This is a genomic window from Exiguobacterium sp. s193, assembly GCF_018618755.1.
In the GTDB taxonomy this organism is placed as follows: domain Bacteria; phylum Bacillota; class Bacilli; order Exiguobacteriales; family Exiguobacteriaceae; genus Exiguobacterium_A.
In genome coordinates, this window is sequence record NZ_JACSMR010000003.1 from 176,419 (window position 1) to 191,881 (window position 15,463).

Below are 15,463 nucleotides of genomic sequence, written 5' to 3' on the forward strand. Positions count from 1 at the left end.
CATGGATTCGGGGGTTGCTTGTTTTCAAACATGTTTTCGCACTTGACCTAGTATTATTTTTGATAAGGGTTAAATTGCATTTAATTCCAATTATTGTTATCGTATGTCCAATGCGAGAGAAAGAGGGCATACTATGATCTATTCCTTATCGATTTTCGAACAAGTAATTCGTGCTTTACCCGTTGATCGTTCCTTGACACGGGAAGATATATGTACGGACGATTTTTTATTGCAAACGGAAGGTGACTTGTCGGTTTACTATTCGCCCATCGGAGACTATATCAATCCTTCCGCAAAAATCGTTTTTGTTGGTATCACACCAGGACTTGAACAGATGCGTATCGCGTTCGAAGAGACAGCTGACGCCTTACATCATGGCGCTACTTTAGAAGAAGCAGTCCGATCCGCCAACTACACGGCAAGCTTCGCCGGCGTGATGCGCCGCAACCTCGTCACGATGCTCGACGACCTGGGACTCGCGACCTTGTTGTCGATCCCGACGACAGCGAGTTTGTTTAATCAACATCAGGATTTGTTGCACGCGACATCGATCTTAAAACATCCCGTTTTCTATCGCGGGAAAAACTATAGTGGACACCAACCTAAGATTGATCGTGCTCCCTTGCTCCAACACTATGCTTATGAACACTTTGCAGCAGAATTAAAACAGTTGGACCATCCTGTCCTGATCGTGCCGCTCGGGCGAATCGTCGAAGCGACCGTCCGATCCTTATTTAATCAAGGACGCCTTCGAAAACATACGATTTTATCAGGTTTTCCTCATCCTTCGGGTGCAAATGGTCACCGCAAACGTCAATTCGAGGAAAATCATTCTTATCTTACCCAGCAGTTGCTGCGTTACTTTGCCAATTCTTACTAAGAAATTTATGGATTCGAAAATAACACCTTTGATATTTTTTTAAAAAACAGACTTGAAACTTTTTTCTGAAATATGATAAAGTTTTCTTATTAAAAGAATATGACTATTCTATCGATGAGGTAGAGGCGCGGTCTTAATGAGTATTTGATCTGAGGATGACAACGAGGACGATCAAGGAAAGGTAATACTGCCGAAGTATCGTCAAGTGTCAGACTTGGTGTTACTGGTCGAATTGGGAAATACCCGTTCGATTGCCATACGTGTTTTGTATGGAGCGCTCCAATTCGGCTAAGAAAGACGCATCCAGCAAGGGTGTCGGCTTTGTTGCCGGTGCCCTTGCTTTTTTGTATGCAATGGGTCTCATCTTCTAAAAAAAGAGGAGGAACCACACAATGGTCAACTATTCAGATTCAATCGTTGCACTGATTCCAGCTGTCATCGCAATCGTCCTTGCGATCGTGACACGTAAAGTCGTCATCTCACTTGGTGTCGGTATTTTGATTGGCGCCTTATTGCTGCATCGCTTTAATCCAATCGATACAGTCGTCTATCTCGGAAAAAACATCTTCAGCCTATTTTGGGCAGACGGTGCGTTAAACGAATGGAACGTCTTATTACTCGTTTTCTTACTATTACTCGGTGTCCTATCGACACTGATCCAAACATCAGGTGGCGCACATGCCTTCGGTGAATGGGCAACAACACATGTCAAAACGGCTCGCGGCGCCCGCCTCGCAGCATTCGGTTTAGGAATTTTAATCTTCATCGATGATTACTTCAACAGTCTTGCTGTCGGGAATGTCAGTCGTCCGTTAACGGACCGTCGTGGCGTCTCTCGTGCAAAACTTGCGTACATCATTGACTCAACGGCTGCTCCGGTCTGTGTCATCAGCCCGCTTTCGAGTTGGGGAGCATTCATCATCTCAATCATCGCCGGGATCTTAACGACGCATTCCATCACGGATTATTCTGCATTCAGTGCGTTCATGATGATCGTGCCGCTTAACTTCTACGCGATTTTCGCGTTATTGCTGACACTTTATATCGCTTACACAGGAATTGCGGTCGGCCCAATGCGGACGCATGAACTTCGTGCATTAAAAGGTGAACTTTTCGACACGAGTAAAGGCACACCAATGGGAATGGCGGAAGAAGTCAAAGAACACGAAGGTGGAAAAGTCCGTGACCTCGTCGTTCCGATTGTCGTTCTCGTCATTGCAACGGTTTCCGCGTTACTCTTTACAGGTGCTCAGGCACTTGCTGCTGACGACCGTGCTTTCACATTAATTGGTGCGTTCGAAGCGACTGACGTGACACGCTCACTCGTCGCGGGTGTCGTCATCAGTTTAGTCGTTGCTTTCATCATGTTAATCGGTCGGAAAATCCCGGCACGCGAATATGGACACAGCATTTGGGCTGGAATGAAATCGATGTGGCCGGCTGTCGTCATCCTCTTGTTCGCTTGGACAATCATCGCCGTTATCGGTGACATGAAAACAGGTGAGTACTTGGCAAGCTTCGTCAGTAAGTCGATTTCTGCTTCGTACCTCCCATTCTTATTGTTCTTGATCGCAAGTGTGATGGCATTCTCGACAGGTACAAGTTGGGGCACATTCGGGATCATGCTGCCAATCGGTGCTGACCTCATCATGGCGGTCGAACCGAATCTCTTACTTCCGACGCTCGCTGCCGTTCTTGCTGGATCCGTCTTCGGAGACCACTGTTCACCGATTTCTGATACAACGATTCTCAGCTCGACAGGTGCTGGTTCACACCACATCGATCACGTCACGACGCAACTTCCGTATGCGTTGATTGGCGCAGCGACATCAGCGATTGGATATCTTGTGCTCGGCTTAACCGATTCATCCATCTTCGGTTTCATCGGTGCACTCATCGCCTTCTTGTTGTCACTCGTCGTCCTCAACGTCGTCTCGAAACGTGGCAAAGTGCCAGCTGAACTTCGCGCTGAATAATAAAAAAATAACGCTCTGCTCAGCCGAGACGAGAAAAAAGAAGGGATTGCCATCTACGATGATGTGCAATCCCTTCTTTTAAGTTATAGACAACATGGTATGAAGAAATAAAAAGCGTCTTGTTTCGTTGCTTTTTAGGTAATTCCGTGAGGGAAATCCAGGAAAGCACGAACGAATTGCAATTCGATATCGCATGTTCACGCTTCATAAGAGTTTGTTTACACGCTGAAGCGATTATTCTTACACCATCAAGGCGCACACTTCATTTGCAAATGCGACCGGATCTTCGATTGGCAAGCCTTCCATCAGCAACGCTTGTTGATACATCAATTTCGTATAGCGTTCAAATTTCGGACGGTCTTCTTTAAAGGCCGTTTCAATGGCTTGGAAGACGTCATGTGACGTGTTCAACTCTAAAATTTTCACGGCTGAAACATCTTGGTTGTTCGGCATCGACTTCAGAATTTTCTCCATTTCAATCGAAACGGCACCATCCGTCGCGAAGCAGACCGGATGTGATTTTAAGCGTGACGATGCTTTGACTTCTTTGACTTGCCCAGCAAGCACTTCCTGCATTGCTGTAAACATCTCGACTTGTGTTTCGGTCGTTTCTGCTTGATCCGCTTGCTCGATCCCAAGATCACTGCTCGTCACCGATTTAAATTCTTTTCCTTCATAGTTGAGAAGCATCTGAATCGCGAACTCGTCAATTTCTTCCGTAAAGTACAGAATGTCGAACCCTTTGTCTTTGACGAGCTCCGACTGTGGCAACTTATCTAATCGGTCGGTGCTTTCTCCTGACGCATAGTAGATATATTTTTGTTCTTCCGGCATCGCCGCGACGTATTCAGCGAGCGTGACTAGCTTCTTCTCTTTTGCCGAATGGAACAGGACGAGGTCTTTGACCGTCTCTTTATGCATGCCGTAATCATTGTAGATCCCAAACTTCAATTGACGGCCGAAGGCTTGATAAAAGGCTTCATACTTCTCGCGATCGTCGCGAAGCAGTCCTTCGAGTTGCGTCTTAATCTTACTTTGAATGTTTTTCGCAATCAGCTTGAGTTGACGGTCGTGCTGCAATAACTCACGTGAAATATTGAGTGACAGGTCTTCCGAGTCGACCATCCCTTTGACGAAGCTAAAGTGATCCGGCAAGAGGTCACTGCATTTTTCCATGATCAAGACACCATTCGCATACAGTTCAAGCCCTTTCTCAAACTCTTTTGAATAGTAGTCGAAGGACGGTTGCTCCGGGATAAACAAAATCGATTGATAACGGACGGCACCATCTGCACTGATATGGATGTGCTTGACTGGTGTATCAAATCCATATCGTTTTTCTTGATAGAAGTTCGTATAATCCTCGTCCGTCAACTCCCGTTTATTTTTTCGCCAAATCGGCACCATGCTGTTGATCGTCTTGACGACCGTAACTTCTTCCATCTCGTCCGATCCTTCAATCGGTTGACGTTCTGTCTCTTCCATCTCGATCGGATAGCGGATGAAGTCGGAATACTTTTTGACGATCGTCCGCAAACGATGCGAATCTAAATACTCATCATAATTTTCATCTTCTTCGTTCGCTTTGATATGCAGCGTGATTTCCGTCCCGACTGCAGCTTTTTCAACTTCTTCAATCGTATAACCGTCGACACCGTGCGACTCCCACTTGTACGCCGTCTCGCTGCCGAATGGTTTCGTGATGACCGTGACGACGTCTGCGACCATGAATGCCGAATAAAAGCCGACACCAAATTGTCCGATGATGTCGTGTCCGTCTTGCGCGGCATTCTCCGCCTTAAAGGCAAGTGACCCACTCTTCGCGATTGTTCCGAGATTCGCTTCGAGCTCCTCTTTCGTCATCCCGATTCCGGTATCACGAATGACGAGCTGACGTGTTGTTTGGTTCGGTTCAATCGTAATCTTATAGGCATCCTTTTCGAACGTCAGTGTCTCGTCCGTCAATGCTTTGTAATAAATCTTGTCTATCGCGTCACTAGCGTTCGAAATCAACTCACGTAAAAAGATTTCCTTATGTGTGTAGATGGAATGAATCATCATTTCGAGTAAACGTTTCGACTCTGCCTTGAACTGTTTCGTTTCCATTTCCGATACCCCCTAGTTCTTTTTTAGCACTCTAACAACAAGAGTGCTAATACAAATCTATTATCACGGATTGGAAAAATAGTGTCAATCCCCTTCTTCGAGTCGACTGCGGATATATTTTCCGATTTTACGTAAGCTTTCCGCCGACCCGTATGTGCCATGACTGACACCACGGCAGTCCGGCCGATTCCCGAGTCCGATGAACTGCTCACTCGGTTTAAAATGAAGACCGATTAGCGGAACGGAAAATTGTTCCGAATGACCAAGTTCGACGATCGCATCCGGATACCCCATGACCGGCTCGGGTGCTTGCCATGTAGCCGTCGGATCGATTGTCCGGTAACGTTCCGTATGTTCCCGTCCGAGAAGAATGATTCCTCGTAATCGAAAAAGACGAATCAATTTCAAAAGAAAGGTCTGCCCAAACTCGGTTTCTTCCAGTTCGTGCCGCTGAGCAATCGTTCCCATATACCGTTTCGTCGGAAAGGGAAAGAAATCCGTATGGATGACCGGTTCTCCGGTTCCGTAAAAAGAAGCTCCGAATCCATTAAGGAACCCTTCCAATTTCCCACCCTGTTCTCGCCCGAACCATGTCTTATAAATCTCAGGCTGTTTAAAATAACGATTATAGGAATCAATCATTTGGTCGAATCGTTGGTCCGTCCGGTACTCTGTAAGCGGCGCATCGACTTCCCTTAAGACGAATGGTCCCGCCGCCCCGTGACGTAACGTACCATCCCGGTTCAGGAACTGTCCTGCCGACGGATTCGTCGCAATCGTAAGCCAGCTCCGCTTGCTTACGTCACCAAACCATAAGACCGGTGTCGTCCGGTCAATCAACTCATCCTTAAATATATCTTTCTCTAACTCGATTTGATGGAGAATCGCTTCATCGAGTAATTTTTTTGCATATTCACGTTGTTCAGATGTCAGCGTTCTCATTCCTTTCCTGTCGGGTTTTCACTTTTCATCTGTTCCCGTTCTCGCAGGATGCTAGACAGTTCGGTAGGTTTATCCTCCGAAGTCCAGGGAATGATTCATAAGGTGAACAACATGCGGAGCAAGAGTACTTAGAAGGAGGAAATTACACATGGGTCGATTAGAGAATAAAGTAGCAGTCATTACAGGTTCAGCAACAGGAATTGGTCAAGCAACGGCACTCGTTTTTGCCGAGCAAGGGGCGAAAGTCGTTTGTGCTGACGTCAATCTTGAAAAAGCACAGGAGACGGTTGAAAAAATCAAACAAGCTGGCGGACAAGCGGAAGCGATTCACGTCGACGTCACACAAGTCGATAGTGTCGAACAACTCGCGACACAGCTGAAAGAAACGTACGGAACGATTGACGTCCTGTTCAACAATGCCGGGATTGATCAGCAAGGCGGAAAAGTCCATGAATATCCGATTGAACTATTTGACCAAATCATCGCGGTCGACTTACGCGGTACATTCTTGACGAGTAAATTCTTGATTCCTTTAATGCTTGAAAAGGGCGGTTCAATCATCAATACGTCATCGATGTCAGGTCGCGCTGCTGACTTAAACCGCTCAGGTTATAACGCGGCAAAAGGCGGAATCACGAACTTTACACGTGCGATGGCCATCGATTATGCGCGTGACCGCATTCGTGTCAACTCGCTCTCACCAGGTACGATTGAAACACCACTCATCGATACGCTCGTCGGTGGAAAAGACGAAGACCAAGGAAAAAAATTCCGTGATGCCAATGCATGGATCACACCACTCGGTCGTCTCGGGAAACCACGTGAGATGGCAACGGTCGCCCTCTTCCTCGCTTCCGATGATAGCTCTTATGTGACAGGTGAAGACATCACAGCAGACGGCGGCATCATGGCCTACACATGGCCTGGTGAGATGTTGATTGATGATAAATGGAAGACGGATGCTGAATAACGATCCATTTGACGCATAACGCATCGCAGCATCTAAATAAGGAGGAGGACGATTACGAATCGTCCTCCTCTTTTTCGTATGTCCTTCGACTTATTAAATCAACGGTTTGCGCCTTTCGACCACAGCCCTTTGACGCATCCTCTTAAAAACGGACCATTTGATTCTAAGAAGTACCGCGCTTTTAAATTTTCTCCTCGCTTGTTTATCTCCTGAAAGACTTTTTTTCAGGGAATACTCTAGTGAATGTAAATCAAGGAGGAATCACCATGACACAACAACAACAAATCGAATCACTGCAACACTGCCTGCAAATTCCGAGCGTTAATCCGCTCGACGGGGAACAAGACGTCGCGAGTTTCGTTTATGACTACTTGACCACTCATGAAATCGAGACCGAGTGGATTGAGGTCGCGCCAAAACGGATTTGCCTCGTCGCGACCCTTCCAGCGAACGACATGGCGGTCGACCCGAAAACCATCGGCTTCTCGGGTCATCTCGATACCGTACCTGTCCAAACGACCGGTTGGACAAAACAACCTTTTGGTGGTGAAATCGAAGACGGACAGATTTACGGTCGTGGCGCGTCCGATATGAAGTCTGGTGTGATGGCAATGGTCAATGCGATGATCGAGTTAAAGGACTGTGCCGACCGACCCAATCATCTCAAACTGCTCATTACGTCTGATGAAGAAAATGGTATGACTGGGGCGAAGCATTTGACGGAACGTGGTGACGCCGACGATTTAGATGCGCTGTTGATCACGGAGCCGACAAGCGGGATGATTGGGTATGCTCAAAAAGGTGTCGTCGGGATCGAAGTGACGTGCGTCGGTAAAGGGGCTCATAGTTCAGCGCCGCAACTCGGCAAAAACGCCATCGATGACCTGTATCGTGTCATTCAGGAAGTGAAGTCGGATCGTTTCACGATAACCGACAACCGCCATCCGGAACTCGGTCCTGTCGTCGCCTCGATTACGTCGATTCAAGGTGGAGAAGGTCTGAACGTCATCCCGAGTAACGCTTCCTTTTACATGGACATTCGGACGATTCCCGGATTCGGACGCGCCGAGATTCTAGAAGCTTTTGCGCATATCGAACAACATCTGCTTAAAGAAGATCCGACGTTCGCGATGACCCTGCGTGTCATCAAAGAGATTCCTTCGTGTGAGACCGATGCGGATGCTCCGTTTCTCGAAACAGTTGCACGACACATGGAAACCATCACGGGTCACCCGGCCCGCCGTGTTGCGATTCCGGGTGGGACGGACGGGGCCATGTTCAGTCAAGCCAGCCAGTCATTCCCGATTGCCGTCGCTTCGTTCCACGACTTCCGTCTCGCCCATCAAGTCGATGAATCGATTCCCCTGTCGGAATATTTCCAAACGATTGCGTTATGTAAGCAAATCGCACTTGAACGTCTTGGTTAAGCAAAAAACCGCTCGTGCCTTCTCTTTCGAAGACTCGAGCGGTTTTTACGTATAGACCCCGATACTGGCAAGCGCTTGTCCGAGGTAACTCTGATCACTTTGCAGCGTGATTGTGTTTTGACCCTTCCATCCGAGTTCAATCGAGACGTGACCAAGACGATGATAGATCAACGTCATGTGAAAATCCGCTTGCGTATACGTCACAAACCCACGAAGTTGCTCATGGACCGTTAAAAAATCGTGCGCAAACCGGTCATATTCAGTAAACGACAGACTGCATCGATGACTGGTCCGGTTGTCCGATTGCGATAGGACGACGTCGATTTCTAGTCGTTCTTCTAGACGGTCGACCTGTAAAATACGCCATTCGACCTTCCCTTCATACCCGATGAAAGCAATCGTATGTTCCATTCATTTCCCACATCCTGTTTTCTTCTATCGTAAGCGACGATCATCTTTTTTGTCGACCTAACCAAAAACATCCTCTCTTCCGCTTCTGCAGAAGAAAGGATGTTAGTTTACATCAATGCCCGCTATCGATTGTATCGATGTGACGGATGTGTTTGAGATTGACCCCGATGATGACGACAGAGAGTAGGACGAATCCGCTCCCGACGTAAAACGGTAAGTTTGCGTTAAAGATTTCAGCCAATTTACCGGCCATGAATGGCGCGATGGCTGCCCCGAGAAAACGTAAAAAGCTGTATGCAGCAGATGCGGTCGAACGTTCGACTGGTGCCGCATCCATGACGGCTGTCGTAATGAGTGTGTTGTTATTACCGAGTACTGCCCCGGCAAGAATCACACAGACGATGACGACAGCTGGTGTTTCCGTAAAAATCCCCATCAATAGTAAGAGAACGGCGAACAGTAACAGCATCAATACCATCGCTTTAATCGTTCCAAGCCATTGTTTTAACTTCGGTGCTGTCAAGACAGACGTGATTGCGAGCAACATCCCCCAGCCAAGGAAAACGAATCCAAGACCTTGTGCCGGCAGTTTCATGACGAACGGCGCATAGGCCATGATCGTAAAGAAACCGACGTTATAAAGTGCTGCGACGATTCCGAGTGTCAACAGCGACCGGTGTTTCATCGCTTGGAAGGGTGCGAGCAAGGAAATTTTTTGCCGTGGTGCTGTCGTTGTCGCAACTGGTTTTGGCATCAAGAACAACAAGACGAGGAAGGCGATGACCATGATTGTCGCGACACCCATGAATGGTGCACGCCATGTGATCGAACCGAGTGTCCCTCCGAGGAGTGGTCCAATCGAAATCCCAAGACCAACGGCTGCTTCATATAAGATGATCGCTTTTGCTGTCCCGCCTGACGAAAGGGAGACGATGGCTGCAAGTGCCGTTGCGACGAACAAGGCATTCCCAAGCCCCCAGCCGCCACGTAAGGCGACAAGCGTCCAGATGCTATCGGCTTGCGATGCAAATCCAGCGACGAGCGCGATGACGGCAATGCCTAACATCAATGTTCCTTTTTGACCAATCCGTGATGAAATCGCACCTGTGATCAGCATTGCGAATGCCATGACGGCATTATAACTTGTAAATAAGAGCGTAACTTCACTTTTTGAGGCTTCTAAATTATCAGCGATCGTCGGTAAAACCGGATTGACGAGCCCCATCCCCATGAATGCCGTGATACTCGCAAAAAATACTGCCCACACGGCAATCGGTTGGTGGAATAATCCATGCTTGCTTTCTTCTAACACCGTTTCCGGCGCAAGCGTCGTTGTTTTATTGGCAAGTGCCATATTGTCCCTTCTTTCTCTTATAAGAACCGTTTAAAGGAGTGACGGATGACGTCGCCCCGACTGATGATTCCGACAAGCTTTCCTTGTTTTAAAATCGGTAATTTTTTAATCCGTTTCGAACCGAGCGTCGCTGCGATTTCCTCCATCTCCGTCTCGACGTCTGCCGTGACGACTTTCCGGCGTGCCATCTCCATGACCGGACGGTTCAGAATGTGACGTACCCGTGCATCATAATCTTCTTCATCCCCTTTGATGACATCTACATATAAAAACGTATCGACGATGATGTCTTTGTGCTTTCCAATCGCCCGCATGATGTCACCATCACTGATGTACCCAACGACTTCGCTCTCGTCATTGATGACGGGAACACCGCTGATTCCGGATTGGATGAAACGTTCGACGACATGGCGGATGACGTCTGTTTCGTGGACTGTGATCACTTCTTGTTTCATCGATTCATAAGCTTTCATCGGAATTCTCCTTTTGTGTGCATTCTGAATAAATAAGTTGTATGATGCAATTAAATAACAAAAATGATTGTATAATACAACTAAAGAACTGTCAAGTTTCCTGACCTCTCATTGACAGGGGCTAAGTCCTTGCGTAATGATGGGAAACATGAAGAACTTAGGAAAAGAGGGGATTAACATGTCTGATCAAGCACTCGAAGTGATTGAACTAGAACTTGCGATTCTGATTCGTCGTTTGACGACAGCGACGGCCGATAATCGAAATTTAGATCGCGCGTCCTATTTGTTACTGCGTCAACTGTCCGAGTCTGGTCCAGTCGGGGTGAAGACGTTGGCACGCGAATTGCAACTTGACGTCTCTACCGTCAGCCGACAAGCGGCAGCACTCGATCAAAAGAAATTGGTCGAAAAAGTGCGCGATGAATCAGATGGCCGTGCTTTCTTTTACCACATCACTTCATTTGGGCAAGAAGAACTGACGATTTACCGGACGGCACGCCTCGCGAGCATCGAACGCTTACTGACAGACTGGTCAGGCGATGATGCGGAAACATTCGGACGATTGCTCCAACAATTTAACCGTGAACTACGGGAACGGTGACCAGATACGTCTCAAGACGTCATGAACGAGAAGAACAGGGATAAAAAACGCCGATGACTCCGTATGGGAAACGAGTTCATCGGCGTTTCTTGCATACATGGCGGAACCGTCCGGCACTACGATTGATTTCAGAAAAATTACGTTCTTTCGATTGCGTCATGAATTCGTTCAATTTGTTCCGGTGTCGTCCGGCAACAACCACCAATCAAGCGTGCCCCTGCCGCATACCACTCACTGGCAACTTCATCAAAAGCTGTACATACCGATTCACCAGACCATGTTTTCTCGACAGGATCATACTGTTCCCCCGAATTCGGATAAACGATGATTGGCACGTCCGTCAGCCGTTTCAATCCCGTTACGAAATCTGTCGTGATCGACGCCGGAAAGCAGTTTGCCCCGAGCGCAGCGAGTTGCGGATGGCGGCCGACTGCTGCGACACAATCCGCAATTGTCGTGCCTTCACTGATGTGTTCCGCATCGCGAAGTGAAAAGGCGAGCCAGGCCGAGTGTTCCGGAAATTCTTCTAATATCCGAAACAGGACGGTTGCTTCTTGAAGCGATGGAATCGTTTCGAATGCCAGTAGATCTGCTCCTGCCGCAATCAACGCCTCGATTCGGGGACGATGAAAGTTCTCAAGGGTCGCATCATCGACGCCGTAGTGTCCGACATATTCTGATCCATCTGCCAAATACGCCCCGTACGGACCGACTGATCCGGCAATCAACGATCGTGTCCCGGCTCCGGCGACTTCTTGACGTGCACGTTGCGCCAAGTAGACCGTCTGCTTGATCAGTTCAATCGCTTCATCCGTCCCGATTCCCCGTTGTTTAAACCCTTGCAAACTTGCTTGATAACTCGAGGTGATGGCACAGTCCGCACCGATTCGAAAATAGTCAGCATGGACGCGGTGAATCTGCTCCGGCTCTTCGACCAAGACCCGTGCCGACCAGAGTGGATCGGCGAGATCACTCCCGTGCCGCTCCAGTTCTGTCGCGAGCGCCCCATCAAGTAAAATAAACGGTTTTTCGTTAAGTAAGGCTTCAACTGGATTTTTCTGTTTTGACATCTTCCACACTCCGTTTCTGTGATTTTTTCGTCAGGTGATGCACGAGATAACAAAGACCGATAAACGGGATTCCAAAATACAAGGCAATACGCTGCGTCGGATCAAAGGCAATTCCGATCAGCGACAGCAGGCAAATCAAAAAGGAGACAATCGGGACGACTGGATAAAATGGTGTCCGGTACACCAAGTCTTGCACGTCGTTTCCTTCTTTCAAGTAACGCCGCCGGAAGAAATATTGCGAAGCACTGATGCTCATCCAAACGACGACGACAGCGAGTCCTGAAATCGAAACGAGTGCGATATACACGCTTTCCGCTGCGTAAACACTCGATAGTAGTGCAAACAATCCGCCGAGCATGCTGAACATGACGGCACGTGTCGGAACACCGTTTGGACTCAATTGAGCAAAAAATGGTGAAATCATCCGTTGATCTGACAGTGACCAGAGCATCCGCGACGCGGCATACAATCCGGAATTCGCTGCGGACAGGATCGCCGTCAAGATGACAAAGTTCATGATGTCTGCCGCAAACGGAATCCCGATCCGTTCGAAGACAGCGACGAACGGGCTCTCAAGCACTCCATTTGCATCCGACGGCAGTAAAATCGCCAAGACGATGATCGTGCCGACAAAAAACACGACCAGTCGGGCAATCGTCGTCCGAATGGCCAGAGGAATCGTCCGCTTCGGATCAACCGTCTCGCCTGCCGCGACACCAATCAGTTCTGTACCGGAATAAGCAAAGTTGACGGCGAGCATCGTCATCAAAATCGCGAAGGCACCGTTCGGGAAGAGCTCCCCTTCCGTCAATGGTCCGAACAAGGGGGCTGCTTCGCCTGACGCCAGCGGAATAAAACCGACGATTGCTGCTGCCCCTAACACGATGAAGGCGATGATTGTCATGACTTTCACGGCGGAAAACCAAAATTCGACTTCAGCGAACACACGGACTGTCAGTACATTAATCACTAAAATGATGATGACGAACAATCCGCTGAATAACCAGACCGGCACGTCCGGAAACCAGCGTTGCATCAATAAACCTGCTGCCGTGAATTCGGACCCGAGCGCCACCGTCCAGGTCAGCCAGTAAAGCCAAGCGACCGTATAGCCGGTTCCCGGTCCAATGTACTTCGTCGCATAACTATGAAAGGCACCGGTTTCCGGCATATGTACAGCGAGTTCCCCTAAACAAAGCATCACGAGATAAACGACAAGTGCCCCGAGCAAGTAGGACAAAATCGTCCCGACCCGACCCGCTTGCTCTAATGTGTACCCCGTACTCAGGAACAGCCCTGTTCCAATGACGCCACCTAACGACAGCATGACGATATGACGGGACTCCATCTTCCGTCGAAATGTTGTTTTTTGCTCCATCCTCCACCACTCCTCTTTCTAGCTCAATAAAAAAAAAACGCACTCCTGTACAGACAGGGTGCGTCGGTCGATAACATCAAGAGCGCTTATCGATCGGGCGCAACACCCGCAGGAATTAGCACAGTATCTTTCGACCTGTTGCTGAGGCTTCAAAGGGCCAGTCCCTCCACCTCTCTGGATAAGAATGTAATTTTTCATAACAGTAGCAGTCCTATTTTTAATTGTCAACACAATTCAGATAATAGAATTCAAAAAAAACGTCTCCTACCGTATTGGCAGGAGACGTCTTATTTTTATTTCTTCGCGAAGAGATCGGCTGTCTTAAGTGCCATCCGAACCGCTTTACGGTTCAATGTACCTTCTTGATGTTTGACCATCTTCGTCTGCTTGTTGAGTTTACCTTGTAATGTCTTAATCTTTTTATCTTTATCTTTATCACGTTTTTGGATCGCAGCGATTTTTTTCTCTTCTTCTGGGAAGAATGATTCAAAACGAGCGATTGCTTCTTCCATGCTGATTCCTGTAATCGGTTTAACCGCTGGGAGAAGTTCTGTTTTCGCCATTTCACGATCAAACGGCACGTTCTCTGGGTAGTTCGTGTCTTGGTAGATGTGCTCCAATTCGTTTGTATTCAAGAAATCGACGAAGTTGTCGAAGTTTTTCGCTTGAATCCGCGCCGGGCTTTGGAAGTCTGCTGTTTCGACGATGTCCGAAAGACGTGTGTCTGCCGTGATATCGTTCGCCCAGATGTGAGTCAATTGGTGGTAATCCGTCAATTCACGCATCCGTGCATCTTTTGGAATCAAAATACTTGGTGTTCCAGCGAGTGTCGCCGTGATGTTTCCGTGGAGACGCGCACCAAAGCTCAAGTCAGCTTCTTTGAGGAAGTCGAACCACGTTTGAGCGTTCAAGAAGAAACGAACACGGTCGTTCATATATGTCGGGTCAGACATTTTAACCGGATAGTTCGTGACAGAAAGATCCGCGATCGGATGTGTTCCTGTGTACGTCAACTTCAATTCTTTCATCCATTGTGGGATGAAGTAGTGGTTTGGATACTCTTCCATTCCACGTGTGATGAAATCAAGGACGTTTTTCGGCGAAAGACGTGACGAGTTAACACTGATCATCGAATCTTTCGTGATGTTTGTCTCACGGATGTTGAGATCACGACCGAATGCATACATCGATGGGCAACCGATGACTTTATGGTCGATGCCTTCACGGAAACCGAGGCGTGTCAGGTATTTCGACGTGATTTCACCACGAAGTCCGATGATGCTTGAACGTTCGAGGACTGCGCTGACGAATGCTTTCACATCCTCGTCGAACGGGAATCCACCTTTTAAGTCCGGCTCGAATGGCGCACGGAGACCAACACCGATCACGACGACCGGAATTTTTAATTTCTTAATCAAACGTGTGTACTTACGGAGCGATGGTGCGAACTCTTGACGGAATGCATCCGCAAGTGGAATGACGTAAAGATCGAAGTTTTCGTTGATCTCGTCTGCACGCTCTTCATCGTAGTAGTAATAGTCAGGTGTGATCGTCGTTCCTTCTGTCATCAATGTACGGAAGATACTGTACTGATAGATCAAGTTCCCGACGTTCCCCCCGATTGAGTTTTCTTTCATCATGTATTCAGCGTCGAACTGTTCGAACGGTGTCATACCGGCGCGAATGATAATACGTTTCATGTAATTTAAATCCCCTCTCACATCTGTTGTTCAATTTTATATCCAAATGGCACTACACAATATATTGATGGTTTTTTCAATCTTATTAAGAATAGATGAATTCTAGTAAGGAAGTCAATGCTCTGTCCCTGAGATTCAGCTAAAGTTCAGTTGCAACTAACCAAAAAACGGATTA

Annotated in this window: 13 protein-coding genes and 2 riboswitches; of the genes, 5 read left to right on the forward strand and 8 right to left on the reverse strand. The window is 47.8% G+C overall.

The window, feature by feature from the left end; translation table 11 throughout:
* The first annotated feature begins 133 nt into the window (after positions 1–133).
* Positions 134–880 (forward strand): uracil-DNA glycosylase family protein, encoded by a 747-nt coding sequence (locus KNQ04_RS06905; protein ID WP_214848455.1) that lies wholly within the window; start codon positions 134–136, stop codon positions 878–880.
* Positions 881–992: 112 nt separating this feature from the next.
* Positions 993–1,168, forward strand: a riboswitch (Lysine riboswitch).
* A gap of 104 nt (positions 1,169–1,272) precedes the next feature.
* Entirely contained in the window at positions 1,273–2,856 is a 1,584-nt protein-coding gene (locus tag KNQ04_RS06910) for a Na+/H+ antiporter NhaC family protein (RefSeq protein ID WP_214848456.1), read from the forward strand.
* Between the two features lie 240 nt (positions 2,857–3,096).
* On the opposite strand, the gene htpG is transcribed toward KNQ04_RS06910, so the two are convergent.
* On the reverse strand, positions 3,097–4,962 hold the full coding sequence (htpG, locus tag KNQ04_RS06915; protein WP_214848472.1) for a molecular chaperone HtpG: 1,866 nt from the start codon (positions 4,960–4,962) through the stop codon (positions 3,097–3,099).
* Between the two features lie 84 nt (positions 4,963–5,046).
* Positions 5,047–5,904 (reverse strand): hypothetical protein, encoded by an 858-nt coding sequence (locus KNQ04_RS06920; protein WP_214848475.1) that lies wholly within the window; start codon positions 5,902–5,904, stop codon positions 5,047–5,049.
* A gap of 148 nt (positions 5,905–6,052) precedes the next feature.
* Here KNQ04_RS06920 and KNQ04_RS06925 point away from each other — a divergent pair, with 148 nt between their 5' ends.
* Both KNQ04_RS06925 and KNQ04_RS06930 read left to right on the forward strand, forming a co-directional pair.
* A complete protein-coding gene (locus KNQ04_RS06925; protein ID WP_214848479.1) occupies positions 6,053–6,874 on the forward strand; it encodes an SDR family oxidoreductase in 822 nt (273 codons plus the stop codon).
* Between the two features lie 266 nt (positions 6,875–7,140).
* Positions 7,141–8,301, forward strand: coding sequence for an ArgE/DapE family deacylase (locus KNQ04_RS06930; protein WP_214848483.1), 1,161 nt, complete (start codon positions 7,141–7,143; stop codon positions 8,299–8,301).
* A 45-nt stretch (positions 8,302–8,346) separates the two neighbouring features.
* On the opposite strand, the gene KNQ04_RS06935 is transcribed toward KNQ04_RS06930, so the two are convergent.
* From KNQ04_RS06935 to KNQ04_RS06945, 3 genes are all read right to left on the reverse strand, one after another.
* A complete protein-coding gene (locus KNQ04_RS06935) occupies positions 8,347–8,712 on the reverse strand; it encodes a hypothetical protein (protein WP_214848485.1) in 366 nt (121 codons plus the stop codon).
* A gap of 112 nt (positions 8,713–8,824) precedes the next feature.
* On the reverse strand, positions 8,825–10,066 hold the full coding sequence (locus tag KNQ04_RS06940) for an MFS transporter (protein ID WP_214848488.1): 1,242 nt from the start codon (positions 10,064–10,066) through the stop codon (positions 8,825–8,827).
* Positions 10,067–10,083: 17 nt separating this feature from the next.
* Positions 10,084–10,539: a CBS domain-containing protein gene (locus KNQ04_RS06945; protein WP_029332115.1), complete on the reverse strand. Its 456-nt coding sequence runs from the start codon at positions 10,537–10,539 to the stop codon at positions 10,084–10,086.
* Positions 10,540–10,717: 178 nt separating this feature from the next.
* Between KNQ04_RS06945 and KNQ04_RS06950 the strand changes: the two genes are divergently transcribed.
* Positions 10,718–11,140 (forward strand): MarR family winged helix-turn-helix transcriptional regulator, encoded by a 423-nt coding sequence (locus KNQ04_RS06950; RefSeq protein WP_214848491.1) that lies wholly within the window; start codon positions 10,718–10,720, stop codon positions 11,138–11,140.
* Positions 11,141–11,277: 137 nt separating this feature from the next.
* On the opposite strand, the gene mmuM is transcribed toward KNQ04_RS06950, so the two are convergent.
* The 3 genes from mmuM to KNQ04_RS06965 form a co-directional block, all read right to left on the reverse strand.
* On the reverse strand, positions 11,278–12,210 hold the full coding sequence (mmuM, locus tag KNQ04_RS06955) for a homocysteine S-methyltransferase (protein WP_214848494.1): 933 nt from the start codon (positions 12,208–12,210) through the stop codon (positions 11,278–11,280).
* Positions 12,185–13,588: an amino acid permease gene (locus KNQ04_RS06960; protein WP_214848497.1), complete on the reverse strand. Its 1,404-nt coding sequence runs from the start codon at positions 13,586–13,588 to the stop codon at positions 12,185–12,187. Before KNQ04_RS06960 ends, mmuM begins: the two co-directional genes overlap by 26 nt.
* A gap of 83 nt (positions 13,589–13,671) precedes the next feature.
* A riboswitch (SAM riboswitch) is annotated at positions 13,672–13,773 on the reverse strand.
* A 108-nt stretch (positions 13,774–13,881) separates the two neighbouring features.
* Positions 13,882–15,288 (reverse strand): polysaccharide pyruvyl transferase family protein, encoded by a 1,407-nt coding sequence (locus tag KNQ04_RS06965; protein ID WP_214848500.1) that lies wholly within the window; start codon positions 15,286–15,288, stop codon positions 13,882–13,884.
* Positions 15,289–15,463 lie beyond the last annotated feature (175 nt).

Coding starts and splice junctions, on each gene's coding strand:
- KNQ04_RS06950 (WP_214848491.1), top strand. CDS start 10,718: ATGTCTGATCAAGCACTCGAAGTGATTGAACTAGAACTTGCGATTCTG.
- htpG (WP_214848472.1), bottom strand. CDS start 4,962: ATGGAAACGAAACAGTTCAAGGCAGAGTCGAAACGTTTACTCGAAATG.
- KNQ04_RS06925 (WP_214848479.1), top strand. CDS start 6,053: ATGGGTCGATTAGAGAATAAAGTAGCAGTCATTACAGGTTCAGCAACA.
- KNQ04_RS06920 (WP_214848475.1), bottom strand. CDS start 5,904: ATGAGAACGCTGACATCTGAACAACGTGAATATGCAAAAAAATTACTC.
- KNQ04_RS06945 (WP_029332115.1), bottom strand. CDS start 10,539: ATGAAAGCTTATGAATCGATGAAACAAGAAGTGATCACAGTCCACGAA.
- KNQ04_RS06965 (WP_214848500.1), bottom strand. CDS start 15,288: ATGAAACGTATTATCATTCGCGCCGGTATGACACCGTTCGAACAGTTC.
- KNQ04_RS06930 (WP_214848483.1), top strand. CDS start 7,141: ATGACACAACAACAACAAATCGAATCACTGCAACACTGCCTGCAAATT.
- KNQ04_RS06935 (WP_214848485.1), bottom strand. CDS start 8,712: ATGGAACATACGATTGCTTTCATCGGGTATGAAGGGAAGGTCGAATGG.
- KNQ04_RS06905 (WP_214848455.1), top strand. CDS start 134: ATGATCTATTCCTTATCGATTTTCGAACAAGTAATTCGTGCTTTACCC.
- mmuM (WP_214848494.1), bottom strand. CDS start 12,210: ATGTCAAAACAGAAAAATCCAGTTGAAGCCTTACTTAACGAAAAACCG.
- KNQ04_RS06910 (WP_214848456.1), top strand. CDS start 1,273: ATGGTCAACTATTCAGATTCAATCGTTGCACTGATTCCAGCTGTCATC.
- KNQ04_RS06960 (WP_214848497.1), bottom strand. CDS start 13,588: ATGGAGCAAAAAACAACATTTCGACGGAAGATGGAGTCCCGTCATATC.
- KNQ04_RS06940 (WP_214848488.1), bottom strand. CDS start 10,066: ATGGCACTTGCCAATAAAACAACGACGCTTGCGCCGGAAACGGTGTTA.